Source organism: Ruminococcus sp. RTP21484sp1_RTP21281st1_A8_RTP21281_210402 (assembly GCF_040914025.1).
GTDB classification, from domain to species: domain Bacteria; phylum Bacillota; class Clostridia; order Lachnospirales; family Lachnospiraceae; genus Blautia_A; species Blautia_A faecis.
This window is the reverse complement of record NZ_JBCPGE010000040.1, coordinates 17399-42569: the sequence shown is the minus strand read 5'-3', so window position 1 is coordinate 42569 and position 25171 is coordinate 17399. Positions and strand designations below refer to the sequence as shown.

The 25171-nt window shown below is 44.0% G+C and carries 19 protein-coding genes and 3 pseudogenes; 17 read left to right on the top strand and 5 right to left on the bottom strand.

The window, feature by feature from the left end; genetic code table 11:
• Positions 1-613 precede the first annotated feature (613 nt).
• The 3 genes from AB5170_RS16880 to AB5170_RS16870 are packed head-to-tail and all read left to right on the top strand — an operon-like array spanning position 614 to position 3383.
• Complete coding sequence (locus AB5170_RS16880) at positions 614-1639, top strand: ABC transporter substrate-binding protein (protein WP_173718134.1); 1026 nt, start codon at positions 614-616, stop codon at positions 1637-1639.
• Between the two features lie 16 nt (positions 1640-1655).
• Entirely contained in the window at positions 1656-2588 is a 933-nt protein-coding gene (locus tag AB5170_RS16875; RefSeq protein WP_173769730.1) for an ABC transporter permease, read from the top strand.
• Between the two features lie 3 nt (positions 2589-2591).
• Positions 2592-3383 (top strand): ABC transporter ATP-binding protein, encoded by a 792-nt coding sequence (locus AB5170_RS16870; protein WP_118580042.1) that lies wholly within the window; start codon positions 2592-2594, stop codon positions 3381-3383.
• An 86-nt stretch (positions 3384-3469) separates the two neighbouring features.
• Here AB5170_RS16870 and AB5170_RS16865 read toward each other — a convergent pair whose 3' ends face one another.
• The gene (locus AB5170_RS16865; protein WP_368365108.1) at positions 3470-4783 is read right to left on the bottom strand and encodes a nucleotidyltransferase family protein; all 1314 of its coding nucleotides are present in this window, start codon (positions 4781-4783) and stop codon (positions 3470-3472) included.
• Positions 4784-4948: 165 nt separating this feature from the next.
• On the opposite strand from AB5170_RS16865, the gene pta reads away from it, so the two are divergent.
• From pta to AB5170_RS16830, 7 genes are all read left to right on the top strand, one after another.
• On the top strand, positions 4949-5953 hold the full coding sequence (pta, locus tag AB5170_RS16860; protein ID WP_118580048.1) for a phosphate acetyltransferase: 1005 nt from the start codon (positions 4949-4951) through the stop codon (positions 5951-5953).
• Positions 5954-6080: 127 nt separating this feature from the next.
• The gene (locus AB5170_RS16855; RefSeq protein WP_118580050.1) at positions 6081-7271 is read left to right on the top strand and encodes an acetate/propionate family kinase; all 1191 of its coding nucleotides are present in this window, start codon (positions 6081-6083) and stop codon (positions 7269-7271) included.
• Positions 7272-7553: 282 nt separating this feature from the next.
• Positions 7554-8081 (top strand): DUF177 domain-containing protein, encoded by a 528-nt coding sequence (locus AB5170_RS16850; protein ID WP_347087411.1) that lies wholly within the window; start codon positions 7554-7556, stop codon positions 8079-8081.
• A 5-nt stretch (positions 8082-8086) separates the two neighbouring features.
• Entirely contained in the window at positions 8087-8269 is a 183-nt protein-coding gene (rpmF, locus tag AB5170_RS16845; protein WP_077610953.1) for a 50S ribosomal protein L32, read from the top strand.
• Between the two features lie 137 nt (positions 8270-8406).
• A complete protein-coding gene (locus tag AB5170_RS16840) occupies positions 8407-9294 on the top strand; it encodes an alpha/beta hydrolase (protein ID WP_347087409.1) in 888 nt (295 codons plus the stop codon).
• A 184-nt stretch (positions 9295-9478) separates the two neighbouring features.
• Positions 9479-11560, top strand: a complete 2082-nt coding sequence (locus AB5170_RS16835) for a hypothetical protein (protein WP_368361900.1) — start codon at positions 9479-9481, stop codon at positions 11558-11560.
• Positions 11538-13487: a GHKL domain-containing protein gene (locus AB5170_RS16830; RefSeq protein ID WP_237963467.1), complete on the top strand. Its 1950-nt coding sequence runs from the start codon at positions 11538-11540 to the stop codon at positions 13485-13487. Before AB5170_RS16835 ends, AB5170_RS16830 begins: the two co-directional genes overlap by 23 nt.
• A 72-nt stretch (positions 13488-13559) precedes the next feature.
• On the opposite strand, the gene AB5170_RS16825 is transcribed toward AB5170_RS16830, so the two are convergent.
• Positions 13560-14264: a LytTR family DNA-binding domain-containing protein gene (locus tag AB5170_RS16825; RefSeq protein WP_347161068.1), complete on the bottom strand. Its 705-nt coding sequence runs from the start codon at positions 14262-14264 to the stop codon at positions 13560-13562.
• 223 nt (positions 14265-14487) lie between these two features.
• Here AB5170_RS16825 and AB5170_RS16820 point away from each other — a divergent pair, with 223 nt between their 5' ends.
• Positions 14488-15111: a hypothetical protein gene (locus tag AB5170_RS16820; protein WP_173715489.1), complete on the top strand. Its 624-nt coding sequence runs from the start codon at positions 14488-14490 to the stop codon at positions 15109-15111.
• Positions 15112-15286: 175 nt separating this feature from the next.
• On the opposite strand, the gene AB5170_RS16815 is transcribed toward AB5170_RS16820, so the two are convergent.
• Entirely contained in the window at positions 15287-17224 is a 1938-nt protein-coding gene (locus AB5170_RS16815) for a glycoside hydrolase family 2 protein (protein WP_368361901.1), read from the bottom strand.
• A 355-nt stretch (positions 17225-17579) separates the two neighbouring features.
• On the opposite strand from AB5170_RS16815, the gene AB5170_RS16810 reads away from it, so the two are divergent.
• From AB5170_RS16810 to selA, 3 genes are all read left to right on the top strand, one after another.
• The gene (locus AB5170_RS16810; protein ID WP_173735339.1) at positions 17580-18941 is read left to right on the top strand and encodes an MATE family efflux transporter; all 1362 of its coding nucleotides are present in this window, start codon (positions 17580-17582) and stop codon (positions 18939-18941) included.
• A gap of 60 nt (positions 18942-19001) precedes the next feature.
• The gene (locus tag AB5170_RS16805) at positions 19002-20867 is read left to right on the top strand and encodes an ABC-F family ATP-binding cassette domain-containing protein (protein WP_173715491.1); all 1866 of its coding nucleotides are present in this window, start codon (positions 19002-19004) and stop codon (positions 20865-20867) included.
• Between the two features lie 70 nt (positions 20868-20937).
• The gene (selA, locus tag AB5170_RS16800; RefSeq protein WP_368365107.1) at positions 20938-22440 is read left to right on the top strand and encodes an L-seryl-tRNA(Sec) selenium transferase; all 1503 of its coding nucleotides are present in this window, start codon (positions 20938-20940) and stop codon (positions 22438-22440) included.
• A gap of 38 nt (positions 22441-22478) precedes the next feature.
• Here the strand turns inward: selA and AB5170_RS16795 are convergent, their stop codons facing one another.
• Positions 22479-23132: an L-rhamnose mutarotase gene (locus AB5170_RS16795; RefSeq protein WP_118580077.1), complete on the bottom strand. Its 654-nt coding sequence runs from the start codon at positions 23130-23132 to the stop codon at positions 22479-22481.
• A 375-nt stretch (positions 23133-23507) separates the two neighbouring features.
• Between AB5170_RS16795 and AB5170_RS16790 the strand changes: the two are divergent.
• Positions 23508-23552 (top strand): annotated as a pseudogene (locus tag AB5170_RS16790) (hypothetical protein); the annotation flags it as partial.
• Here the strand turns inward: AB5170_RS16790 and AB5170_RS16785 are convergent.
• Positions 23535-23603 (bottom strand): annotated as a pseudogene (locus AB5170_RS16785) (hypothetical protein); the annotation flags it as partial. The pseudogenes AB5170_RS16790 and AB5170_RS16785 sit on opposite strands and share 18 nt — an antisense overlap.
• On the opposite strand from AB5170_RS16785, the pseudogene AB5170_RS16780 reads away from it, so the two are divergent.
• Positions 23582-23632: pseudogene (locus AB5170_RS16780) on the top strand (hypothetical protein); the annotation flags it as partial. The pseudogenes AB5170_RS16785 and AB5170_RS16780 overlap by 22 nt on opposite strands.
• Positions 23633-23782: 150 nt before the next feature.
• Positions 23783-25129, top strand: coding sequence for an MATE family efflux transporter (locus tag AB5170_RS16775; protein WP_204452334.1), 1347 nt, complete (start codon positions 23783-23785; stop codon positions 25127-25129).
• The last annotated feature ends 42 nt before the right edge of the window (positions 25130-25171 follow it).

Genomic DNA, 25171 nt, shown 5'->3' with positions numbered 1-25171 from the left:
AAAAGTTGAAAAAAAGAAACCCCTATCCCCTCAAGATTGAGGGGCAGGGGAGTTGAAGTGTCGAAGACACTTTTTTAGATAAATTTGCACTTGACATTCTTACATCACTGTGCTAAAGTATAAATCAGTTAAACCGATGAGAAAGAGTAGTAAATCAGATGTGACATTTAGTCGTTATGAATGGACTGAATAATGACTTATCAGAGAGCGAAGGATGGTGTGATCTTCGTATGAAGCGGCTGATGGAATGGACTTTCGAGGGCGGCCCGAAATTATATTTCAGGAGAGTAGGCGCCGACGGGAACCGAACCCGTTACCAATCAGGAGTGTATGTTTGTACATGAGAAAGTGGACGATTTGTCAATTTGAGTGGCACCGCGATAATAAGATTTTATTACCGTCTCAAAGAGCAACAGGGAATGTTGTTTTTTGAAGACGGTTTTTTGATATCCATTTTACCACTCATTCTTTCTCGCAGACAAGATGCAGAAGATCGGCTTAGTTATCTTCTGGAGCCTGTTTGAAAATCATTTCCGTAAAGTGTGACACATATTATGCGGAAAGCCTTTTTTAACATGCTCCCGCCAATTTTAAGAGAGAGAGGAAAAACACTATGAAAAAAAGAATGATCGCAATCGCAGCAGCAACAATGGCAACTATGATGATGGCAACACCTGTTCTTGCAGAGGACTACAAGATCGGTATCTGCAATTATGTAGATGACGCATCTCTGAACCAGATCGTAGACAATCTGGAAAGCCGCCTGAAAGAAATCGGTGATGAGAAGGGTGTAAACTTTGATATTTCCTATGACAATTGTAATGCAGATGCCAATGTTATGGAGCAGATTATTTCTGATTTCCAGGCAGACGGTGTAGACCTTATGGTTGGTGTTGCAACACCGGTAGCTATGCGTATGCAGGCAAGCACAGAAGGAACCGACACGCCGGTTGTATTTTCCGCAGTATCGGATCCGGTTGGTGCAGGCCTTGTAGAATCCCTGGAGGCACCTGGCGCAAACCTTACCGGAACAAGCGATTATCTGGATACCGCTTCCATTATGAAACTGATCGAAGCTGTTAATCCGGATACCAAGAAGATCGGACTTTTATATGATATCGGACAGGATTCCTCTACAGCAGCCATCGAGGCAGCAAAAGCTTACATGGATGAGAACGGAATCGAATATGTTGAGCGTACCGGAACCACTACTGATGAAGTTCAGCTTGCAGCAGATGCACTGGTTGCAGATGGTGTTGACGCAGTGTTTACCCCAACTGATAATACCATTATGACAGCAGAGCTTTCCATTTATGAGAAATTTATTGATGCAGGAATTCCGCATTACACAGGAGCTGATTCCTTTGCGTTAAATGGTGCTTTCGCAGGGTATGGTGTTGATTATGCAAATCTTGGAGCAAAAACAGCAGATATGGTTGCCGATATTCTTCTGAATGGTGCTGATCCGGCAACCACTCCTGTAGAAACCTTTGATAATGGTACTGCTACTGTAAACACAGAAACATGCGAAGCACTCGGTCTTGATTTTGAAACTGTCAAAGCTGCTATGGAGCCGCTCTGTACACAGGTAAATGAGATCGTGACAGCAGAGAGCTTTGACGAACTGGAAGCAAATTAACGATTAACCGGAGGAAATGATTGTGACACTGGCTACTGCACTCTCCTTAGGAGAAACTGCCCTGAAACTTGGACTGATCTGTTCCCTGACTGTCCTTGCATTGTTTTTAAGTTATTCCATGCTGAATGTCTGCGACCTTTCTACAGACGGCTGCTTTACATTAGGAGCCGCTGTAGGAGCCGCCGTGGCGGTCAGCGGACATCCTTTTTTATCAATACTAGCAGCAATGCTTGCCGGAATCTGTTCTGGTTTTGTAACCGGATTTTTGCAGACAAAAATGGGAGTAGACAGTCTGCTTGCGGGAATTATTGTGAATACAGGATTGTATTCGATTAACATAGCAGTGATGGGAGGCTCTTCCCTGATCAACATGAACCGTACAGATACGGTGTTTTCCATGATGAAGGATGTTCTGGCAGATACCCCTCTGAAGGGAAGAACAGATATAATTGTTGCGCTGATCGCAGTAGCAGCAGTGGTTGCTTTTCTGGTGGTATTTTTAAAGACACGACTTGGCCTTGCAATCCGTGCTACAGGAAATAATGCAGATATGGTGAAGTCGTCGTCTATCAACCCGGTATTTACAACGATTATCGGACTTTGTATTGCAAACTCTTTTACAGCACTGTCCGGATGCCTTCTTTCCCAGTCCCAGAAATCTGTGGACATTAACATCGGTCAGGGAATGGTTACCATTGCGCTTGCATCCCTTCTGATCGGAGGAACAATTCTTGGAAAAGGCGGAATTTTTGTAAGAGCTGTGGGAATGGTATTGGGTTCTTTTGTTTTCCGACTGGTTTATACGGTGGCTTTAAGATTTAATATGCCAGCGTTTATGCTGAAACTGGTATCTTCTGTGATTGTTATTCTGGCAATTTCCGGCCCTTATCTGAAACGACAGTGGCCGCAGCTGAAAAGAAGAATGACGCACAAGAAGGGAGGAATCTGATCCATGTTAAAGCTTTCACATATTTCCAAAACCTTTAATCCGGGAACAGTAAATGAAAAAGTGGCAATCAGAGATCTGTCTCTGCATCTTGAAAAAGGCGATTTTGCAACAATTATCGGTTCCAACGGAGCTGGTAAATCTACTATGTTTAATGCCATCTGTGGAGATTTTCTCACAGATTCCGGATCTGTTGTTCTGGATGGAGAGGATATTACATTTCTGCCACAGCATGCCAGAGCAAAAAATATTGGAAGACTGTATCAGGATCCGATGCGGGGAACTGCTCCTGGAATGACGATTCTGGAGAACCTTGCGCTTGCTGCAGGTCAGGGAGGCTGGCTTTCCCGTATTTCCAAAAGTGATAAACAGCGTTTTCGTGAACAGCTTGCACTTCTGGATATTGGCCTTGAAGACCGCATGAACCATCCGGTGGGACTTCTTTCAGGCGGTCAGAGACAGGCACTTACTCTTTTGATGGCAACTATGAATCCACCGAAACTGCTTCTTCTGGATGAGCATACAGCAGCTCTTGATCCGGGAACAGCCGAGAAGGTGCTGAACCTGACCAGCAGGATCGTGGAAGAACATCATCTGACCTGTCTGATGATCACCCACAATATGCAGTCTGCACTGGAACTTGGAAATCGTATTCTGATGATGGATTCCGGTGATATTGTTCTGGATATCAAGGAAGAGGAGAAAAAAGGTCTTACTGTGGAAGGGCTGCTTGACAAGTTTAAAGTTGGAGCAGGAAAGAAGCTGGATAATGACCGCATTCTTCTTTCTAATGAGTAAGATTGAGTAAGACGAAATGGATAAAAGTGAGCCCTGGCTATTGTACGGAATTGCAGTAGCCGGGGCTCTTTATGCAGTTGAGAATATTATACAATAATAATCTGTTGTCTGTATTCATGAACATAAGAAGTACTGTTTTTTTGTGCCAGAATGCTTTCGTAAAGATTGGATGCGAAAGTTGTTTCATTTAGTAAATCCATAGCTTGTGGTGCGTTTTCAAGCACTGCGGCAGCATCCGGCAGTTTGGTAAGCAGAGGAATGCTGCCACATTTTTTTATTTTGCCCAGAAGCGCAGAATTGTTTTTTTGAAATCCCAGAACCCGGGCATAGGGAATCTGCGCGGGCACACTCTGAATATGAAGAAGCATGTGAAGCAGTGCTCTCTGGATCCTGGTTTGTGTGATCTCCTTGGTTTTCAGAAGGTTGGCAAACTGGGAAAAGGTTTCATACTGATCCCGGCAGGAGAGGATCCTTCTGGCAAGAGCATGGGACATGTCCAGGTATGTGCACAGGCTTTCTTCTGTTTCCTGAAGAAGACAGTAACGGTAAAGCGTGTCCAGATCGTTTTCCAGAAGAAAACGATTTCCGGAAATTGCCTGTAAAAATAGTTCCAGGGAATTTGCTGGTAAAAATTTTTTTGCCATATCAGCAAGAAACGCAAAATTCTGTATTGCGGTTTCTGATGATTCAGATAAAAAGCAGTGGGAATGCTCAGTATCGGATGAGTCCCCTTTGGGTGGAGTATTGAAATCCAAAATGGCATTTCGAATAGCAGAAGCAGAAGGAAAGTGATTTTCAGACAGAGTATTTTCGTGATAATCATTTCCTTCCCGTTTAATGGAAACCGGTGAAATAGAGCTGTTTTCCCGTAGAATAGCTTTACAGTATTCAATTCCCAGAATATTATTGGGGGAAGAGAGCAATTGCTGGTATTTTTCTGATTCGGGAAAAACTGCAGAGAGAGCCATGCTTCTGGCCTTTGGAAAAGTCATTCCGTCTTTCAGATTCCGGCGAAGGGCGTCCTGAAAAGCTTCCGGCTCCTCTGCCAGGATTTTGGCCAGCTCCATAAGCGCATCCGTATCACCGCATTCACTTCCGAAACAAAGTATATCTGTAACCCCAAGTCCATCCAGAAGCTGTATGCCTCCTCTGGCAAATAACTCTGCACTGGCAGAAGAAATGGAAACCGGCAGCTCAAGAACCAGGTCTGCGCCGTTCCGAAGAGCCATTTCTGCACGTACATATTTTGAAAAAAGGGCAGGAGTTCCTCTTTGTACGAAATCACCACTCATGGCGATAACTACATAGTCTGTCCTTAGTTTTTCTTTTATATAGTTTATCTGATATTCATGTCCTGTATGGAATGGATTATATTCTGCAATAATTCCGGCTGTTTTCATAAAATTGCACCTCAAAAAATACGTTGTTCTTCCATATTCTAACATTGAAAAGCTTGAAATACAAGGCGGGGTGGCGTATAATGAGGTTAAGTTACTGAATGGGGAATGGATACTTATGCCAGTTCCCAGAGGATTACTGTAACAAATGAAAGGAGCCATTTAATCATGGGATTTATTGATGTAATCAAAGAAAGAGCAAAATCCAGCATTAAGACAATCGTACTGCCAGAGACAGAGGACATGAGAACTCTTGAAGCAGCAGACAAAATTTTAAAAGAGGGAATTGCTAAGCTTGTACTTGTTGGTAATGAGGAAGCAGTTAAGAAGAGCGCAGCTGAAGGCGGCTTCGACATTTCCGGTGCACAGATCGTAGATCCTGCAACATCTGAGAAGACTCAGGGATATATTGACAAATTAGTAGAGTTAAGACAGAAAAAAGGCATGACACCAGAGCAGGCTAAGGAGATCCTTCTGAACCAGTATCTGTATTATGGTGTTATGATGGTTAAGATGGGCGATGCAGACGGTATGGTTTCCGGAGCTTGCCACTCTACAGCTGATACCTTAAGACCATGCCTTCAGATCCTGAAGACAAAACCAGGTACCAAGCTTGTTTCCGCATTCTTCCTGATCATCGTTCCGGATTGCGAGTACGGCGCTAACGGTGCATTCGTATTCGGTGATTCCGGTCTGAACCAGAACCCGAATCCAGAAGAACTTGCAGCAATCGCAGCTTCTTCTGCTGAGTCCTTCAAGCTTCTTGTACAGGAAGAGCCTGTAGTAGCTATGCTTTCCCATTCTACAAAGGGAAGTGCGAAACATGCAGATGTTGATAAAGTTGTTGAGGCTACCAGGATCGCGAAAGAGCAGAATCCAGACCTTGCACTTGACGGAGAGTTCCAGCTTGATGCCGCTATCGTTCCAAGCGTAGGTGCTTCCAAAGCTCCAGGAAGCCCGGTTGCAGGTAAGGCTAACGTCCTGATCTTCCCAGACCTTGATGCAGGAAACATCGGATACAAACTGGCTCAGCGTCTTGCAAAAGCAGAAGCTTACGGACCTATCACCCAGGGTATCGCAAAACCTGTAAATGACCTGTCCCGTGGATGCTCCGCTGACGATATCGTTGGTGTTGTAGCAATCACATCTGTACAGTGCCAGGCTCAGGACTAATTTGGAATTAGTCTGAAAAGGGCTGAATCGTATTGTGATTGAGGGCACATGCCCTTGAAGAGATACCAGAGGAATAAAATATCTGGTGTCAGGTAATACATAATCATGTAAACAGGAGAGTAAAAAAATGAATGTATTGGTAATTAACTGCGGTAGTTCTTCTTTAAAATACCAGCTGATCGATTCCGACACAGAAGCTGTTCTTGCAAAAGGACTTTGCGAGAGAATCGGAATTGACGGAAGACTGGTATACCAGAAAGCCGGAAATGACAAAGAGATCACAGAAGCTTCCATGCCGACTCATAAAGAAGCAATCCAGATGGTTCTGGAAGCTCTTACCAATGAGAAAACAGGTGCGATCAAGAGTCTTGCAGAGGTTAATGCAATTGGTCATCGTATCGTACATGGCGGCGAGAAATTTGCTTCTTCTGCAATCATTACAGATGAGATGATCAAAGCAGTAGAAGAGTGCAACGATCTTGCACCGCTTCACAACCCGGCAAACCTGATCGGTATCCGCGTATGCTCCGAGCTTATGCCAAACGTACCTCAGGTAGGTGTATTCGATACCGCATTCCATCAGACAATGCCTGCAAAAGCATATTTGTACGGACTTCCGATCGAGTACTACAAGAACTACAAAGTAAGAAGATACGGCTTCCACGGAACCTCCCACAGCTTCGTATCCAAACGTGCTGTTGAGTTCCTTGGCCTTGACAAAGATAACTCCAAGGTTATCGTTTGCCACCTTGGAAACGGTTCTTCCATCAGTGCTGTACAGAATGGCAAATGCGTAGATACTACAATGGGTCTTACTCCTCTTGAAGGTGTTGTAATGGGTACACGTTCCGGAAGCATTGATCCGGCTATCGTTGAGTACATTGCAAAGAAAGAGAACCTGGATCTTGCAGGTGTTATGAATGTTCTGAATAAGAAATCCGGTCTTCAGGGTATGTCCGGTGTTTCCAGTGATATGCGTGACCTTAGAGCCGCAGCCGCTGAGGGCAACGAGGATGCTAAGAATGCAATCGAAGTTCTCTGCTATGGCATTGCGAAATATGTAGGTGGATATGTAGCTGCTATGAACGGTGTTGATGCAATCGTGTTTACAGCTGGTATCGGTGAGAATGTTGGCATGATTCGTGAGAAAGTCTGCTCTTATCTTGGATTCCTTGGTGTTACAATTGATGCTAAGGCTAATGAGGCTATGGGCGAGGAAGTTGTTATTTCCGGTGCTGACTCCAAGGTAAAGGTTGCAGTTATCCCGACTAACGAGGAGCTTGCAATCTGCCGTGATACGGTAGCACTTGTAAAATAATTAGCTGCAGTGTGATTAGCAGTACATGGCAAAGTCAGTTGCTGAGAGGCAGGCTGCTTTGCGGTAATACTGCATTACTTTATAAAAATGTATAAATCCTGTCAGAGAATCATACACTCTGGCAGGATTTTATATGCAACAGGAAATTGATTTAATATTCCACCTGAAATTTCGCCAGCTTTTGTAATTTTTTTGAAAAATTATTGTATATAAGGGAAAATTCAAGTTGACAAATAATGACAGGGTATGTATAATTGATTAAGTGTGAATAGGGAGACGATTATGCAGATACATTTATCAGACATTTCATCCAGCGAGGGTAAGAGCCAGCACTACAGTGTTGCTTTTGAGATGGATACCATCACCTTCCAGCAGGGAACCTTTCCAGTACTGGCTAAGGAATCTGTAGAGCTTACGATTACGAATACCGGCGACAGAGTTCTGGAACTGGAGGGAAGCGGTCTTGTGACTGTTGGAATTCCATGTGACAGATGTCTGGAAGAGGTTAGGACCAGGATTCCTTTTGAATTCAAGAGGAAACTTGACATGAAGCTTACGGATGAAGAACGTGTGAATGATCTGGATGAGAGCAGCTATCTCACCGGCTATGACCTGGATGTGGACCGTTTGGTCTATCTTGAGGTACTGATGAGCTGGCCTTTGAAAGTCTTATGTAAAGAAGACTGCAAAGGGATTTGCAGCAGATGCGGGAAGAACCTGAATGATGGTCCCTGCGGATGTGCCGAGGAGCCTAAGGATCCCCGTATGGCAGCTATCAGTGATATATTCAGTAAATTTAAGGAGGTGTAACCGAAATGTCCATCTGCCCAAAGAATAAATCTTCCAAAGCAAGACGCGATAAGAGAAGAGCAAACTGGAAAATGAGCGCTCCGAACCTTGTAAAATGCAGCAAATGCGGCGCACTTATGATGCCACACAGAGTTTGCAAGGCTTGCGGAAGCTATAACAAAAAAGAGATCGTTAAAGTTGAAGACTAATAGCGAATCTTTAAAGAACACCTGAGTTGATTGGGTGTTCTTTTTTTTATGCAGCAAGCAGGATTCTTTCCTGTTGTTTTTTCTATATAATTCATTTATAATATTCACAGAAAAATACATTACCTGGAGGAACCACAATGTCTGAATTAAGCGATAAGATCAGATCAGAATTTAAAAAGGCAGATGATGAGCGCGATGCTCTTATGAATACCCCGGAAGACATCGAACGTTGGGATAATATTGTATATGGACATGATGACAGGGAGATGCAGAGGCTGGATGTATACAGACCGAAGCAGGCACAGGGAGAAGACCTTCCGATCATTATCAGCGTTCATGGAGGAGCCTGGATGTATGGAGATAAAGAAAGATACCAGTACTATTGTATGAGTCTTGCACAGCGAGGATTTGCTGTTGTAAACTTTACATATCGTCTGGCTCCTGAGAGCAAATTTCCAGCACAGTTAGAGGATGTAAATCTGGTATGCAAGTGGGTGATGAAGCGTGCAGGAAGATTCCATTTTGATACAGAACGTATTTTTGCAGTAGGAGATTCTGCAGGAGCTCATCTTCTGGGACTTTATGCAGCAATCTGTACGAATCCGGCATATGCTGCCAAATATGATTTTGCTGTACCAGAGGGCTTTGCCCTTACTGCAATTGCTTTAAATTGCGGTGTGTACAGGATCCCAAGGGAAGGGGCAGACAATATGACTATGCTGATCATGAAGGAACTTCTTCCGGAAGGCGGTACAGAGGAAGAACTGGAGAGCATTGATGTACTGAACGGCATTACAGATGTTTATCCTCCTGTATTTTGCATGACTTCCGTGGCAGATCATCAGAAAGCACAGGCACCTGCATTAGTCCAGAAACTGATGGAGAACAATGTGCCCTTTGTATATCGTGTGTTTGGAGATAAGATTAATAAACTTGGTCACGTGTTCCACTGCGATGTAAAAACAATTGATGCTGCCCAGTGCAATGATGCAGAATGTGATTTTTTCAGGGAGTTTTGTTTCTGATAGTAAGACATTCATGTAAAACATATTACGGTACAATGCAAAGTTAGAGCCTGTTTCAAACACGCTCTTGTTGTTGTGATAAAGTAAACAGTAACACCCATTTTTCACGGAAACCTGCGGTTCGCCACAGGTTTCTTGTATTATACGATAAAATCTTATATGCTTGGGACAAGGGAGAAAATCAATGAAAAAAAGGTTAAAAGGTCTGATAAGTGTTTTTTTCTTTTTGCTTTGCATATTTGCCTGGAAAAGCGTGCAGGAAGTAAGGGCAGCAGAAAATGTAATAAGGGATTTTTCCAGAATTTTCTACATACCTGCCGGAGCAGTTTTGAAAGGCGGAAGCCTGCAGAAACTGCAGGAAATTTATGATGGCATGAGCTGCATTGCATATACAGAAGATGGAGAAGAGCTTTATCTGGATGCAATCTGGGACTATTCCGGAATTGATATTCAGACTGTGGGAGCCTATAAGATTACAGGGACAGTGAGACTTCCGGAAGGATATACAAGCAATGTCGGTCTTCCGGAATGGACAGCATGGATTTCTGTACAGAATCCGGGACAGCCGGAGATTCAGGTGTATTCCCGAATGATTTCAGCAGGTATTTACTATTTTCCATGGATCACAGAGCAGAATCCAGATATGATGGAAATATGGCTTCAAAAAGAAGGAGAGGACTGGGTAAATGTAAGCGAGGAAGGATATGGATTTGCGGATACCGATGGGATGTATCTTTCCTGCCAGAGTATGATAGCTGAAAATATATATACACTGACAGTTGTTTATAATGAAGGGAAAACCAGAAATCTTAAATACCGCTATCAGTCAGATGGAAGCCTGGAGATACTCAGTTATCAGCCTGGAACAATTGGCGGGACAGTATCAAAAGATACTGTTATCCGTTCCTGCGAGGAGATTGACGAAAAGAGCCTGCAGCGCTGCATGGTATATGCGGTGCGGGCGGGGCAGAGTCTGGCAGAAGTACGGACCGAGCTGGAGGAGACTTTTTATATTTTTGGGAGCACCTGTGAAGAATATGAGGATACTGCGGCCCATCCGGCTGTTATCATGCATTCAGTATGGGATTTCAGTCAGGTTGATGTGAATGCTCCTGGCGTTTATAAAGTGACGGGAACTTTTGCAGCTCCAGAAGGCTGCACGGTGGATCAGGAGCTTACTGTTCCGGGGGCAGCTGCTTATATTACTGTTCAGCGCCCGGATCAGCCGGAAGTACAGACGTGCTGTGTGGTTGGCGTGGATGTTCTGTTCTTTCCTATGATATTAGACTGTTTTACAGATGAACAGCTGGACGATCTGCAGGTATATCTGCTGGAAAATAATGAAGATAAAGAAATAGGCAAAAGTAATTCCTATTTTGACAGAAAGGGGCTGTATCTGAAAAAAAGTGTTCTTAAAGCTGGCAGGGAATATGGAATTTACGTAACCTATTCAGGTGGAAGTACCGGGGTATATACTTTTGTGTATGGTGGGGAGCTTATTTCTAATGAGCACTGGTACAAGCGCAATTATGCAGACAGGGATGGCAAAGAGCTTCCGGATATTGACGATGAAACGGAGCGGGTAACGGATACTTCCACCATCCTTGTAGGAAACAGGCTGCTGGATCTTATGAAGAATGGTGTAAAGCTGATTCCTTTTGAAGGAGACGGAGTGCTGGTAAGGGTTCCTGTGGAAGTGGTAAAAAACTGGAATATAAAAGCGGAGGATCAGATTGAGACAGACATTTCCTGGGTGGGAAGTGATGTTTCTGTAAAAATTTCCAAAAACGGAGAAGCTGTTACAGATATTCCAGGAGCTACCGTGGAGATTCCGTATGCGAACCGTGACTCTCAGACTATGCTGACAGACGAAGAAGGTAACTCCTATACATGTTCGGTAAATGATGCACAGAACGCTGCGGTGATTCCCATTGATAAAACTGGAGATTATACAGTGGAAGAGCAACCACAAAATCAGACAGAGAATGGTGGAAACACAGAAGAGGATGATCCGGAAGGAGACAGTCTGGAAAATGCGGCGGACTCAGGAGAAGAAAAGCTGTCAGAACAGGTTGAGGAACTTCTTTCGGAAGATGTCAAAAACCAGAAAGCGAATTCAGATGAGAATCTTAACAGTCAACATAAAAAAACGGCTTCAATTGTTATAATAATTGTAATTTTGTTAATATTGTTATGGAATATACCAATGAGACGCGGCAAAAAGCTCCGAAAGGGGGAACGGGGTGAAGGAGAACAAAGCAAATAAAAAAGGAAGGAAGCTGCTGTGGGGAACTGTAATCATAACCATGATTCTATCCTTTATGTTTTTTTACGTGTTGTATTGTTCAAATAACAAATATATGACAAGAGAGGAAAAAGCCATACACGGACTTTTGTATGCAGATGGCTCCTATGAGAGCTTTCCTGTCTATTATTTGTCCAGAGAATGGGAATATTATCCGGATGCACTTCTTACGCCGGAGGATGATCTGGATAAATATTATTTTCGTTATATTTCTATTGGGGAATATGGTGGAATGGAACTTGGAAACAGTGGGAGAAGTCCGTATGGGAGTGGTACATACCGGTTAAAAATCATGCTTCCCGCTGAGCAGCATACATATGGTTTGTATCTGCCGGAAATTTTTTCAGCATATAATTTGTATGTGGATGGTGTTCTGGTCGGACAGATGGGAAATCCGGACCCGGATCATTATGTGGAACGGACTCAGAACAGAATGTTTACCTTCAAGGCCAATACTTCATTAGAAATTCTGATTGCAGTGACAGATAAAAGCTCTGCTTCGCCGGGAATCCAGAGTGTACCTGTTTTTGGAAATCCTTTAAAAATAAACACCATAAGGGGAATTGCGGTGTTTATCAATTCCTCTGTATTTACCTTGATCATTCTGGTTCTGGCGTTTTCCGTATGGGCATTTTTTAAAACCAGAAGCAGGGAAAATGTACTTTTTGCAGGAGTATGCCTTTGTGTGCTCGGGTATACCTGCTATCCCCTTCTGCATACATACCTGGCGCTAAGAGTACAGCCCTGGTTCTCTGTTGAAATGCTGTTCTATTTTCTCGCTTTTCCGGCAATGCTTTTGCTGGAATATGAGATCACCGGGCAAAAGTATAAGTGGATGGCATGGGGGGTTCTTGCTACAGCTGTGGCAGGTCTTGGGGTTACGCTTGCCGGGATTTTTGCCGGGGGAATGGAGACCGCAGCTCTTTCTTATGGTATTTCAGCGGCAACGGAGGTGCTGAAATGGTTTACTGCTGTATGTCTTGTTTTAACTGCGTTTTTCTATACGGAAGGGATGCAGGGCATTTCGCTTCTTACAGGAACCGTAATTTATGCAGTATCTCTGGCAGCAGATCGCATATGGTCTTTGTATGATCCGATTATTGGCGGCTGGTTTCCAGAATGGGGCGGCGTCATTTTGACAGGTATATTTGGAATGCTTCTCTGGAGAAAACTGACAGAAGGCTATCGGATGCGGCTGATCTATGAAGAACAGTCCAGACAGATGGAATTGCGTCTGCTTATGCAAAAGGAGCATTATGAGAAGTTAACTGATGCGCTGGAAGAGGCAAGCCGTACAAGACATGACTTCAGACAGTATATCCGTACTGCTTCCATTCTGCTGGAACAGGAACATTATGAAGAACTGAAAGAGTATTTTCATCAGTTCGCACAGGAGAGCACCGAAAAAATGCAGACACCAGTATGCTATTGCAAGAACATGTCTGTGGATGCAATCTTACATTACTATGCGTCACAGCTGGAGCAAAAAGGTATAAAGTACAGATATTCAGTAGAGGTTCCAGAGAAAATGAAAATTTCTGATCTGGATATCTGCAGGATTTTTGGTAATCTGATGGAAAATGCGGTGAGAGCAGTGCAAAAAGAAGAGAACGCGGATGAGACTTATGTAAATTGCATCTGCAAAGTAAAAATGGGAAAACTTCTGATCAATATTGAAAACACCTATGCAGGAGAAGTGCAGAGAAATGGGGCAGCTTTTTATTCCACAAGTCACAGCGGGCAGGGAATTGGAATTGCTTCTGTTTACAAAACAGCAGAGAAATATGGTGGATATGCCGACTTTTCTGCCAGAAACGGTATATTCCGGGCGAATGTGTTTATTCCATTGGAAGATATGGATTTACGGCTTTCTGACAAAGCTGACTGACAGGCTGAGAAATTTTGCCGGGTCTTTCTTCCACATAAAAAGTCTGCGCAACCAGTTGTGCAGACTTTTGTATTATGAGAAAAGATAATTCAGATATTCCTTCTTGATTGCGTTAGCTCCCCGTTTACGGATCTGGACGGTTTCCTGGTTGTCCAGAAGAAAGCCCTCCTCCAGTGGTTTGTAAATGCGGTCCATATTCACAAGACAGCCGCGGTAGCAGGAGAGAAAACAGGGGAGATCGTGAATCAGTTCCTCGAATTTCTGGAAAGTCAGGTATGTGCGCAGAACTCCTGCGTCTGTGTGAAGCTGGACAGCATTGTGAAAGGTGTCTGCATATAAAATGGTTTTTACAGGAACACGTAGAAGGGTACGGTCGCAGATCACCTCTATATATCGTGTATCCTGTGCACGCTTGATCTGAATGGAGTCCAATACCTTTGTGAGCTTGTTTGTATCAAGAGGCTTCAGAAGATAATAAGCTGCCTGCACGTCGTAACTGGCAACCGCAAAAGCATCGCTGCTGGTAACAAAAATAAGAGCACAGGAGTCGCCTTTTTCCCGAAGCTGGGCGGCCAAGTCCATACCATTGGCCTGCTTTATGTAGATATCAAGAAAAATCAGGTCATAACTGCCGGGAGAATAGCTGTTCCAGAAATCTTCAGGTGAAGAGAAGGTATGTAATTGGATAGATATCTGTTTTGGGTCATAATGTTCCCGGGCAGCTTCTGCAAGTGCATCAAGATCCTGCTGCACATCATCAATTATTGCAATGTTCAATGCTAAAATCCTCCAAAAGAATGAAAATCTGCAGTAAATCAAAATGTTGCTGTGAACAGGAACATCAAAATATCACTGAAAGTGTCATTTCATCCCATGTATATTGTTTTTTCAAAATAAATCGGATATAGTAACCTCAAGGTGATGAGGCGTTAGAAAGTATTATAAACTTTTTAGGTCCTCTATATAATATCACAAAATATGATAAAAGTGAGGTAGAAAAATGAAAAACTGGAAAAAAGTTATGGCTATGTTATGTACCGCAGCAATGGTAACCGGATTTTCTGCTCCTGTATGGGCTGAGGCAGATGCAGCAGAAGATACTGAGACTGCAGATGATGAGATTACAGAATTAACAATGGACATGCTTGATGAAGCTGCATATGAAGGAACATGGTTATCTTTTGAGCCGGGCTTCGATCTCTATGTACCAAGTAACTGGGATGTTCTGGAAATTTCAGATGAAGATGCAGCAGACGGTGTTATGTTCCAGGCACAGGATCCAGATTCTGAAGAAGGCGTGAACATGGTAGTGACCGCTACAGATGTTGGAACAGAGTATGATCTGCATTCCATGGCTGATGAGCTGGCTACAGAGTATGAAGATGTTGAGAAGGTTTGCATTAACGGACTCTATGCGGTTTCCTTCGAGACTGAAAGTACATACGGAATCGCTTTCCTGGAGGATGCTGAGGGAATGATGTACAATGTTCAGATCGGACCGAAATCTGATGACATTCAGCCTATCGCTGAGACACTTTTCGTTTCTCTGATCAAGACAGAAGACAATGTGGAAAATGCAGAGGCTGAGACCGATGCGGCAGCTGACGAAGAAGCAGCAAACTAATTGCTATAAATGCAATCAGCAGTAATAACTAATTTAAATGCGAAACGTGAATGTCAGCTGGAAATAAATTTTGAAGCTGGCGCTTAAGAAAACAAAACAGAAGCTATGCAGTATATGGAAAAAGACTGCATGGCTTCTGTTTTTTTGTTTCATCAGATAAATATGCGTTTAACAGTTAGTTGTGTAAAGATTTCTTCAGCTTCGTATTCCATTTCTGTACAATCAACGGATTCATTTTAATCTTTTTACGATCGTAAGTGATCAGTCCGTTGGTTTCTTCTTCAATATCAGAAAGCTGCGTGAAAACAGTTGCAGAGTATCCTTTTTTTACAGAAGGTACGATAGTGTTTTCCATCAACCTGGAGAAGCCGTCGGTAAGCGCCTCGCTGGTGGTAAATTTCTTATATCCGTAAATATTTTTACAGGCACTGTGCTCTTGCAGGCGAAGAGAGTAACCTCCAAATTCAGATAAAGCAAGTACGCGGTCTGATTCTGGTACTGGAAGTCCAAGAAAATAATAATGGAGACTGTTAATATCACCACAGCCCTGATCAAACCATCCACTGGCAGAATCTACCAGGCGGGAAGGATCAAGCCGGTGAATAAAATCTGTGATTTTTTTGGTTGAAAACTGTCCCCATCCTTCGTTGAAAGGTACCCATGTGACGATGGAAGGATGATTATACAGTGTCCTGACCATATCCCGGATATCGTCAATGTATTCCTGACGGCCGAATACATCTGTGCGGGAGAGCAGGCGGGCGTGGAGGTCTTTTACTGGAATGCGCATCCAGTTTAATAATGTGGCCAGATAGGTGACAAACCAGTGATGGTAGGAAGAACCGCCGTTAGGCATATCCTGCCATACCAGCATTCCCATGCGGTCACAGTGGAAATACCAGCGGTCTGCTTCAATCTTGCCATGCTTGCGGAGCATATTAAAACCAAGATCTTTCATTGCACGAATATCGTAGATGAGAGCTTCATCTGAAGGTGCTGTATAAAGCCCGTCGGGCCAGTAGCCCTGATCCAGCACGCCGCTCTGAAAATATGGCTGATTGTTCAGGAAAAAGCGTGGATAGCCATCGTCAGCTATCTGTACGTCACATTTGCGGAGTGCGAAATATCCAAGAATCCGGTCTTTGCCATATTCCAGGGAATAGGGGTAAAGCCATGGCTCTTTGGGAGTCCAGGACTTCTGCATATTTTCCGGGATGGAGAGGGTGGCTTCTTTTTCGGGACGGATTGCGGTGGTAGTTATTTCATCCTGGCATAATGTATCGTTAAGTCCGTCTGCTTCGAGAAAAACAGGTGGATAAACCTTACAGATCACATTGGATGAATTCTGCCTGTCAGGTAAAAAAGCCAAAACAGTTTCCTGAGAATCTGTCTGATCCGCTGCCATGGGCCTTATATGGGCGGGAGATGCATTTTCGGTCGAGGATGCGGAGGATACGCGGATTCGCATCCGGACCAGACTATTGTCCAAATCCGGGGTAACACGCACATCTCTTATGTATTTGTTTGGTACGATCTCCATCCATACAGTCTGCCATATCCCGCTCTGGGCAGTATAGAACATACCGCCGCGCTTCAGCTGCTGTTTGCCTCTGGCATGATAGGAGGTGTCACTGAAGTCATGGACACTTATTAGGATAGAGACTGTGAGATCTTCTGTAATAAAGTCTGTAATATCTGTGGTAAATGGAAGGTAGCCTCCCTTGTGATAGGTGACGAACTTTCTGTTAATGTACACACTGCAGATCTGATCTACAGCTCCAAAATGCAGAAGAAGCCGCTGACTTTCTGTATCTAAGCAGTTCTCTGGCAACTGGATGGTACGGGAATACCATAAGGTTTCATCAGGCAAAAGCTGGCGCTTTACCTGGGAAAGAGGTGCTTCCGGTGAAAAGGGCACTAAAATCTGTCCGTCAAAGGGGAAATATTCGCTTTTATAAAATTGCCATGGAAGAATGCGGCTGTCAGTAATCAGATAGTCCCACATGCCGTTCAGATTGATCCAGTGACGGCGTACCATATCCGGACGAGGATATTCTTTCAGAGTCTGTCCCAGGGCAGCCGCTTTGCTCCAAATGGTTTCCAGATTTTTCAAATATATGTCCTCCTTAAATTTACGAAAAGTATGAAAAAATAATTATAATGATATGTCTTATTATACACGAAATATGGACGTTTGCAATTGGATTTGTGAAAACCTGATCCGCAACATTACTGTTCACTGGTAATGTTCCGCGAGGTGTTTTTGCGAACAAAGTTCACAGAAAAACGAGAATTTGAGCGTGAAATCTTGCGGATGCATGAGTTTTGTGTAACGCGAAACGTGTTGCTGTGAATGAAGTGAAGAGAAACACAGTTGCAGGGCGTAGAGTGAACAGCACATCGCAACTTACGATTGAAAAAGCAGGTGTGGTATGTTACGATAAAAAGGATTGATGGAGGGGAAAAAGATGAATAATTCACAAAACAAAAATCTGCTGACAGAAGGGTCTATCTGGAAGAAACTGATGGGATTTGCGTTCCCGCTTTTTCTGGGAAACCTGTTCCAGCAGCTGTACAATACAGCAGATTCTCTGATCGTGGGAAACTTTCTGGGAAGTGATGCACTGGCTGCGGTAAGTTCATCCGGCAGTCTTACATTTCTGCTGGTAGGATTTTTTCAGGGCCTTGCTATGGGAGCAGGCGTTATCATAGCGAGATATTTTGGCGCAAGGCAGAAGAAGGAGCTTCACAGGGCGATTCATACCACGGTGGCTTTTGGTATTCTGTGCGGTATACTTCTTACAGCTGGCGGTGTTGTGCTTGCACCAAAAATTCTGATCCTTATGAAAACACCGGCAGATATTTTGCCGAAATCCACCCTGTATTTCCAGGTATATGCCCTGGGATCCCTGGGACTGGTTCTTTATAACAATTTTGTAGGCATTATGCAGGCAGTGGGAGACAGCCGTCATCCATTGTATTACCTGATTTTTTCATCGCTTTTGAATGTGGCTCTGGATATGGTTTTTGTAGGCGGATTTGGAATGGGCGTGGAGGGCGCAGCTCTTGCCACTATCATTTCCCAGTTTATGAGTGCATTTTTGTGCCTGTACCGTCTGATGAAAAAAAGCCCGGAGGAGTATACGGTTTCCCTTAGGGATGTTCGCCTGGACTCCTATATGCTGAAACAGATTGTATCCAACGGTCTTCCTGCCGGCATCCAGAACTCCGTGATCGCCATTGCAAACGTGGTAGTGCAGTCTAATATCAACAGCTTCGGCAAGCTGGCTGTTGCTGGATGCGGGGCATATTCCAAGGTTGAGGGATTTGGTTTTCTGCCTATTACCTGTTTTTCTATGGGGTTGACCACATTTATCAGTCAGAATCTGGGCGCAAAGAAATATGACAGGGCAAAAAAAGGAGCACGTATTGGTATCCTCTGCAGTATTTCGATGGCAGAGATAGTGGGAATTATTGTGTATTTTGCAAGCCCGGTATTTATTGCCGCTTTTAACAATGATCCGAAAGTGATTGCTTTCGGAGTGAAAGAAGCACATATCATTACTCTGTTCTATTTTCTGCTTGCCTTTTCCCATTGCATTGCAGGACTTATGCGTGGAGCGGGAAGAGCTACGGTGCCCATGTTTGTTATGCTGGGCTGCTGGTGCGTGATCCGTGTGACTTATATAACCATCGCTGTGAAGCTGCATCCGGTGATCCAGACTGTATTCTGGGCTTATCCACTGACCTGGTCATTAAGCTCCATTCTGTTTTTGATTTTTTATCTGAAATCAGACTGGATCCATGGTTTTGAGAAAAAAAGAAACTGACAGAGGCGGAAAATACTGAAATAAATGCCAGTGGATGGTGAAAAAGGAGTTATGGTTTTTATGAATGTACTGAACATTGAACATGTAAGCAAGATTTTTGGAGATAAAAAGATTTTTGATGATATTTCCTATGGAATCCATGATGGGGATAAAATCGGAATCATTGGAATCAATGGAACAGGAAAAAGTACTCTGCTGAAAATCATTGCAGGGGAAGAGGAGACAGATGAGGGACAGGTGATTTCCCAGAATGGCCTTCGTATCACCTATCTGCCTCAGATGCCAGATTTTCCAAAGGGTGCCATTGTACAGGACTATGTGGCTGATGGGAAATGGCAGAAGGACTGGAGCACGGAAAGTGAGGCCAGAAATATTTTGAATAAGCTGGGGATTACAGAACATGATGTCCCTGTGGAGCAGCTTTCTGGTGGACAGAAGAAGCGTGTAGCTCTGGCCAGAACTCTGGTAAACCCTTCTGATGTGCTGATTCTGGATGAGCCTACCAACCATCTGGATAATGAGATGGTAACCTGGCTGGAGGATTACCTGAACCGGTTTAAAGGCGTTGTGATCATGGTTACGCATGACCGTTATTTCCTTGACAAAGTTACCAATAAAATTCTGGAAATCAGTCATGGAAAAGTATATTCCTATGATGCCAATTATTCAGGATTTCTGGAATTAAAAGCACAAAGAGAAGAGATGGAGCTGGCTTCTGAGAGGAAGAGACAGAGCATTCTCCGTATGGAACTGGAATGGGCGAAGCGTGGCTGCCGTGCAAGAAGCACCAAGCAGCGGGCCCGTCTGGAGCGTCTGGAAGCGTTAAAAAATGGCAAGGCGCCTGTTCAGGAGACAGATGTGCAGATGGACTCTGTGGAGACCAGAATGGGGAAAAAGACAGTAGAGCTTCATCACATTTCCAAAAGCTATGGCGATAAGGTGATTCTGGATGATTTTGACTATATTGTGCTGAGAAACCAGAGACTTGGAATTATCGGACCAAATGGATGCGGAAAATCTACTTTGATCCGTATTATTGATGGAATGGTGGAACCGGATTCCGGTACCGTGGAGATCGGGGAGACGATCAGGATCGGTTACTTTGCCCAAGAAGTGCCGGACATGGATGGAAACCAGCGGGTGATTGATTATATCCGTGATGTGGCAGAGTTTATTCCTACCCGTGATGGAAAGATCAGCGCATCTATGATGCTGGAGCGTTTTCTTTTTGATTCTGCAATGCAGTATACACCGGTAGCCAAGCTGTCAGGAGGAGAGAAGAGACGTCTGTATCTCCTGAAGGTACTGATGGAGGCTCCAAATGTACTTCTTCTGGATGAGCCCAGTAATGATCTGGACATTCCTACACTGACAATTCTCGAAGATTATCTTTCTACATTTTCGGGAATTGTGATCACGGTATCTCACGACCGCTATTTCCTGGATGATGTGGTGGACCGCATTTTTGCCTTTGAAGGGAATGGAAAACTGACCCAGTATGAGGGTGGTTATACAGATTATGCAGAAGCAAAAGCGCGGAAATACGGGGCTGGAAGCAGTGAAATTGGTGCCGGGGCCGGTAGCAGTTTGTCAGATAAAGCGGCTTCCGGAAATAACAGTACAGAGGATGAAGAGAAAAAACCTACCAGAAAAGACTGGAAGCAAGGACAGAAGTCTGAAAAACTGAAATTTACTTATAAAGAAGAACGGGAATATGCCGTTATTGATGAGGATATAGCCAGACTTGAAGAGAAAATTGCCAGGCTGGAGAATGATATGATGGCAAATGCCACCAATTCCGTGAAGCTTCGTGAGATTATGGCAGATAAAGAGGCGGCGGAGAAACAGCTGGAAGAAAAAATGGATCGCTGGGTGTATCTGAATGATCTGGCGGAGCGGATTGAGGCGCAGAAAAATAATGGATAAAGGTGACAGGAAGCTGCATGTTTCGAAAGCCCATAAAGAAGAGAAAAGCTTTCTGAACAGGAGAAATGAATTGTTTCGCAGACTGCCCAAAATTGACAGGATCATGGGAATGGAGCTGACGAAAGAACTGACGGAACAGTATGGGTATCGTGCAGTACTGGAAGCTGCCAGAAAGGTGGAAGAGCAGCTGCGGGATGCCATGCGGCAGCAGATTTTGGCGGAAGAAAAGCCAGCTGTGTTCCTGGATACATCCGGACTATCAGGACAGAAGGATGGCTTACCAGTAAAGCTGTCTGATCTGAAGGCTTTGTCTGGGATAACATTAGATTATACAGAGTACATTTTGCAGGAAATGAAGAGTCTGCTTGCGCACAGGAGCCAGAGGCAGATGCAGCGGGTGATCAATGCTACCGGTGTGATTCTCCACACAAATCTGGGAAGAGCGCCTCTGGGGGACAGACTTGTGTCGGAACTTGTACCTTTGATGACCGGATATACCAATCTGGAATTGAATCTGGAAGATGGGAAGAGGGGAAACAGATATGAACATTTTGCTGAAAATCTCTGCAAGCTGACAGGGGCTGAGGCTGCCATTGCAGTGAATAACAACGCGGCAGCAGTGCTGCTCATGCTGACAGCGCTGGCCTCCGGAGGGGAAACCGTAGTTTCCAGAGGAGAGCTTGTGGAGATTGGCGGGAAGTTCCGGATTCCGGATGTATGCAGCCAGAGTGGAACGACGCTTGTGGAAGTGGGGACTACCAACCGGACTTATCTGGAGGATTACGAAAATGCAGTGACAGAGAATACAGCTGTCTTTCTGAAAGTGCACACCAGCAACTATCAGATTACCGGTTTTACCCGTGAAGCAGAGCTTGTAGAACTTGCAGAAGCAGCACATAACCGCGGAATTCCCCTTTTGGTGGATTTTGGAAGCGGGAGCCTTGTGGATATTGCTTTTTATGGAATCGAGCCTGAAAAGACCGTACAGGAGCTTTTGAAGAAAGGCGCAGATATTGTATCTTTCAGTGGCGATAAACTTCTAGGCGGACCACAGGCAGGAATACTGGCAGGACGTAAAGATTTGATCGAAAAGATTTCCAGGCATCCTCTCATGCGGGCACTGCGAATCGATAAGTTTACAGCTGCCGCGCTGGATAAGACAGTAAGTATTTATCTGGATGAGGGTCAGCTGGAGAAAGAGATTCCGGTTTATGATATGATGAGTCGAAGTGCAGAAGAACTTAAGCGGAATGCATTATGGCTTATGGGTGAACTGTTGGCCGATGCTTCTGAATATGAATTTGCAGTAACCTCTACACGAAATCCTGTTGGCGGTGGTACTACACCTGGAAAAACACTGCCTGGAGCTGCATTGCAGATAAGAAGCCTGAATGGAAAGGGCCTTTCCGCGCAGGAAATCAGTGACTGCTTACGGAAAATGGATACTCCGGTTATTGGTCATATTGTAGACGACTGGGTCTATCTGGAAATGAGAACCATAAGGACTGGCGAAGAATTGGAGATTCTCAGAAAAGAATTGAAATATGATCTGTACAAGAAAAACCCTCAATGACCTTTGAAAATCATTGAGGGTTTTGGCATATTATGATTTTATTTCCCTATATGCCATGCTAGTCTTACACTTGCAGAGTGGACTGTTCCTGTGAGCCAGTCGCAGTCATTGGTGATCCAGTCCATGATGCCAAGCTGACGGGTTTCCCAGGCAACGGTAGCTTCATGGGCTTCCGGTGTTTCTTCAGTCTCCATAGTGGTGTCGATCTCGTCGTAGCCGAAAATATATCCGCCTGCGCTCCAGATGCTGAAGTTGCTGTCAGGACCCGGGTCAATTCTGCCCTCTCTCGCGGCAACCAGTCCGTCATGTCTTGCCTTATATTCTTCCTCGCAATCAGGTTTCAGTCTGGTCATGAACATTCTGTGGCGGATCAGCTCTTTGTTTTCGCGGACAACACCGAAATTGTGGTACATCAGACGCATGTTTTCGCCGGGGGTGGAGATCCAGGTGAAGGTGTGGTCAATTCTGGAAGTGAGAGCCTGGATGCTGGCTTTTTTCTCTTCTGAAAATTCGTTATTTTCGTCTGTTTCGTAATATCCGAAAATCAGGGAATCACAGTTCCAGATGCTGAAATTATGTACCTTTTCCTGATCCAGAAATGCAGTCAGATCTGGCCAGATCTCTCCTAATATCTGGCGGTATTCATTTTTTTTCCCTTTTTTGATTTCCATAGCAAAGCTGTGTCTTTCCATAAGAAAAATCCTCCGTTTTATAAAAATAAGATATTGTGTATATCTGGTTTTTCTGTTTTGAACCTTGTAAAAAAATATTAATCTAAGAAAAAGTCAAGTTTACTTCTCACGGAATGTTACCAGTGAACAGTAATAGTTACTGTTCACTGGTAATGTTCCGCGAGGTGTTTTTTGTGAACAAAGTTCACAGAAAACCCGAGAATTGCGGCGCGAAATCATGCTTTGCATGATTTCTGTGCATCGCGAAGCGCGTTACTGTGAACGGAGTGAACAGTAACCAGTAATAAGGATAGCATAATTTCTCAGATAAATCCACCCTTATATTGACATTCAGCATGTACTTATATACAATAAGAGGACTGGCCTGGAGCATGTTTGAAAAATCATTCCCGCAATCTGCACGCCCTGCTTTGCAGTATATTTTGCCTGAATTTGGTCTGCGTAGCCCGTTGCGACGTCCCATCTGGACAAAATTTCCTACAAATTGTGATGCATATCTTGCAGAAAATCTTTTTCAAACACGCTCTAAAAAAGAAGGCGACAGAACAAAAAGGGTTACTGGTCACGGAGTGAACCGTAAACGAAAAGGTTTAATTACAGAAGAGAGGGGATTGTTTTTGGAAAAAGAAGTAAAAGTTCAGGAAAATAAAATGGGTGTGATGCCAGTGGCAAAGCTTCTGCTCACCATGTCTGTACCGATGATGATTTCCATGCTTGTCCAGGCACTTTATAATATTGTGGACAGTATGTTTGTGGCGAAATTAAGTGAGAGTGCACTTACTGCAGTTTCACTTGCGTTTCCGGTGCAGAACCTGATGATCGCAGTGGGAACCGGTACTGGTGTTGGTATCAATGCGCTGGTGTCGCGCTCTCTTGGGGAGAAAAAGCAGGAGTATGCCAACAGTGCTGCAAATAACGGTATTTATCTTGCAATTTTCAGCTTTATTGGATTTGCAATTGTTTGTGGATTTTTTGCACCTGCTTTTTTCAGGGTGCAGACTACGGATCCACAGATCATGGAATATGGTGTGGATTATGTCAGAGTGATCGGAATTATGTCCTTCGGCCTGTTTATCCAGCTGACCTGCGAGAAGCTTCTGCAGTCTACAGGGAAGACGGTGTATTCCATGGCAACACAGCTTCTTGGCGCTATTATCAATATTATTCTGGATCCAATCATGATTTTTGGTTTATTCGGCTTTCCAAGAATGGAAGTAACAGGAGCAGCCCTTGCCACTGTTACAGGACAGATCATTGCAGCAATTGCAGGTGTGATCGTGAATATGAAGCTGAATAAAGAGCTTCATATTTCTCTTGTGAAATATAAGATTTCCGGTGATGTGATCCGCAGCATTTACAGCGTAGGCTTTCCATCTATTATTATGGCGTCTGTTGGTTCTGTTATGACATTCGGAATGAATAAGATCCTGATGGGCTTTACTTCTACTGCAACGGCGGTATTTGGCGTGTATTTCAAGCTGCAGAGCTTTATTTTTATGCCAGTGTTTGGACTGAATAATGGAATGGTTCCCATTGTTGCTTACAACTATGGTGCCAGAAAACCGAAACGTATTACGAAAGCAATTAAGCTGAGTATTATTTACGGAGTATGTATTATGCTTGCTGGTTTCGCTGTATTCCAGCTGTTTCCGGGAAGTCTTCTGGGAATTTTCAGTGCCTCTGACGATATGATGGCAATCGGTATCCCGGCACTTCGTACCATCAGCCTCAGCTTTCTGATCGCAGGATTTTCTGTAGTTGCATCTTCTGTGTTTCAGGCGCTTGGACATGGCTTTTTAAGCCTTGCAGTGTCTGTGCTGCGCCAGCTGGTAGTACTGCTCCCGGCTGCGTTTATCCTGTCAAAAGCAGGTGGCCTTGGAGCCTGCTGGTGGTCCTTTCCCATTGCAGAGGTGTTCTCGGGAGTGATCTGCTTTGTGTTTATACGATATGCGTATAAGAAAGAAATTCATCCGCTTTACGAGAAATCAAATAGATAGGAAAACAAGAGCCCTCGGAATTTCGGTCCCGGGGGCTCTTGC

Coding starts and splice junctions, on each gene's coding strand:
- AB5170_RS16855 (WP_118580050.1), top strand. CDS start 6,081: ATGAATGTATTGGTAATTAACTGCGGTAGTTCTTCTTTAAAATACCAG.
- AB5170_RS16850 (WP_347087411.1), top strand. CDS start 7,554: ATGCAGATACATTTATCAGACATTTCATCCAGCGAGGGTAAGAGCCAG.
- AB5170_RS16870 (WP_118580042.1), top strand. CDS start 2,592: ATGTTAAAGCTTTCACATATTTCCAAAACCTTTAATCCGGGAACAGTA.
- AB5170_RS16805 (WP_173715491.1), top strand. CDS start 19,002: ATGAATGTACTGAACATTGAACATGTAAGCAAGATTTTTGGAGATAAA.
- AB5170_RS16875 (WP_173769730.1), top strand. CDS start 1,656: ATGATTGTGACACTGGCTACTGCACTCTCCTTAGGAGAAACTGCCCTG.
- AB5170_RS16865 (WP_368365108.1), bottom strand. CDS start 4,783: ATGAAAACAGCCGGAATTATTGCAGAATATAATCCATTCCATACAGGA.
- rpmF (WP_077610953.1), top strand. CDS start 8,087: ATGTCCATCTGCCCAAAGAATAAATCTTCCAAAGCAAGACGCGATAAG.
- pta (WP_118580048.1), top strand. CDS start 4,949: ATGGGATTTATTGATGTAATCAAAGAAAGAGCAAAATCCAGCATTAAG.
- AB5170_RS16795 (WP_118580077.1), bottom strand. CDS start 23,132: ATGGAAAGACACAGCTTTGCTATGGAAATCAAAAAAGGGAAAAAAAAT.
- AB5170_RS16810 (WP_173735339.1), top strand. CDS start 17,580: ATGAATAATTCACAAAACAAAAATCTGCTGACAGAAGGGTCTATCTGG.
- AB5170_RS16775 (WP_204452334.1), top strand. CDS start 23,783: ATGGGTGTGATGCCAGTGGCAAAGCTTCTGCTCACCATGTCTGTACCG.
- AB5170_RS16820 (WP_173715489.1), top strand. CDS start 14,488: ATGAAAAACTGGAAAAAAGTTATGGCTATGTTATGTACCGCAGCAATG.
- AB5170_RS16835 (WP_368361900.1), top strand. CDS start 9,479: ATGAAAAAAAGGTTAAAAGGTCTGATAAGTGTTTTTTTCTTTTTGCTT.
- AB5170_RS16840 (WP_347087409.1), top strand. CDS start 8,407: ATGTCTGAATTAAGCGATAAGATCAGATCAGAATTTAAAAAGGCAGAT.
- AB5170_RS16880 (WP_173718134.1), top strand. CDS start 614: ATGAAAAAAAGAATGATCGCAATCGCAGCAGCAACAATGGCAACTATG.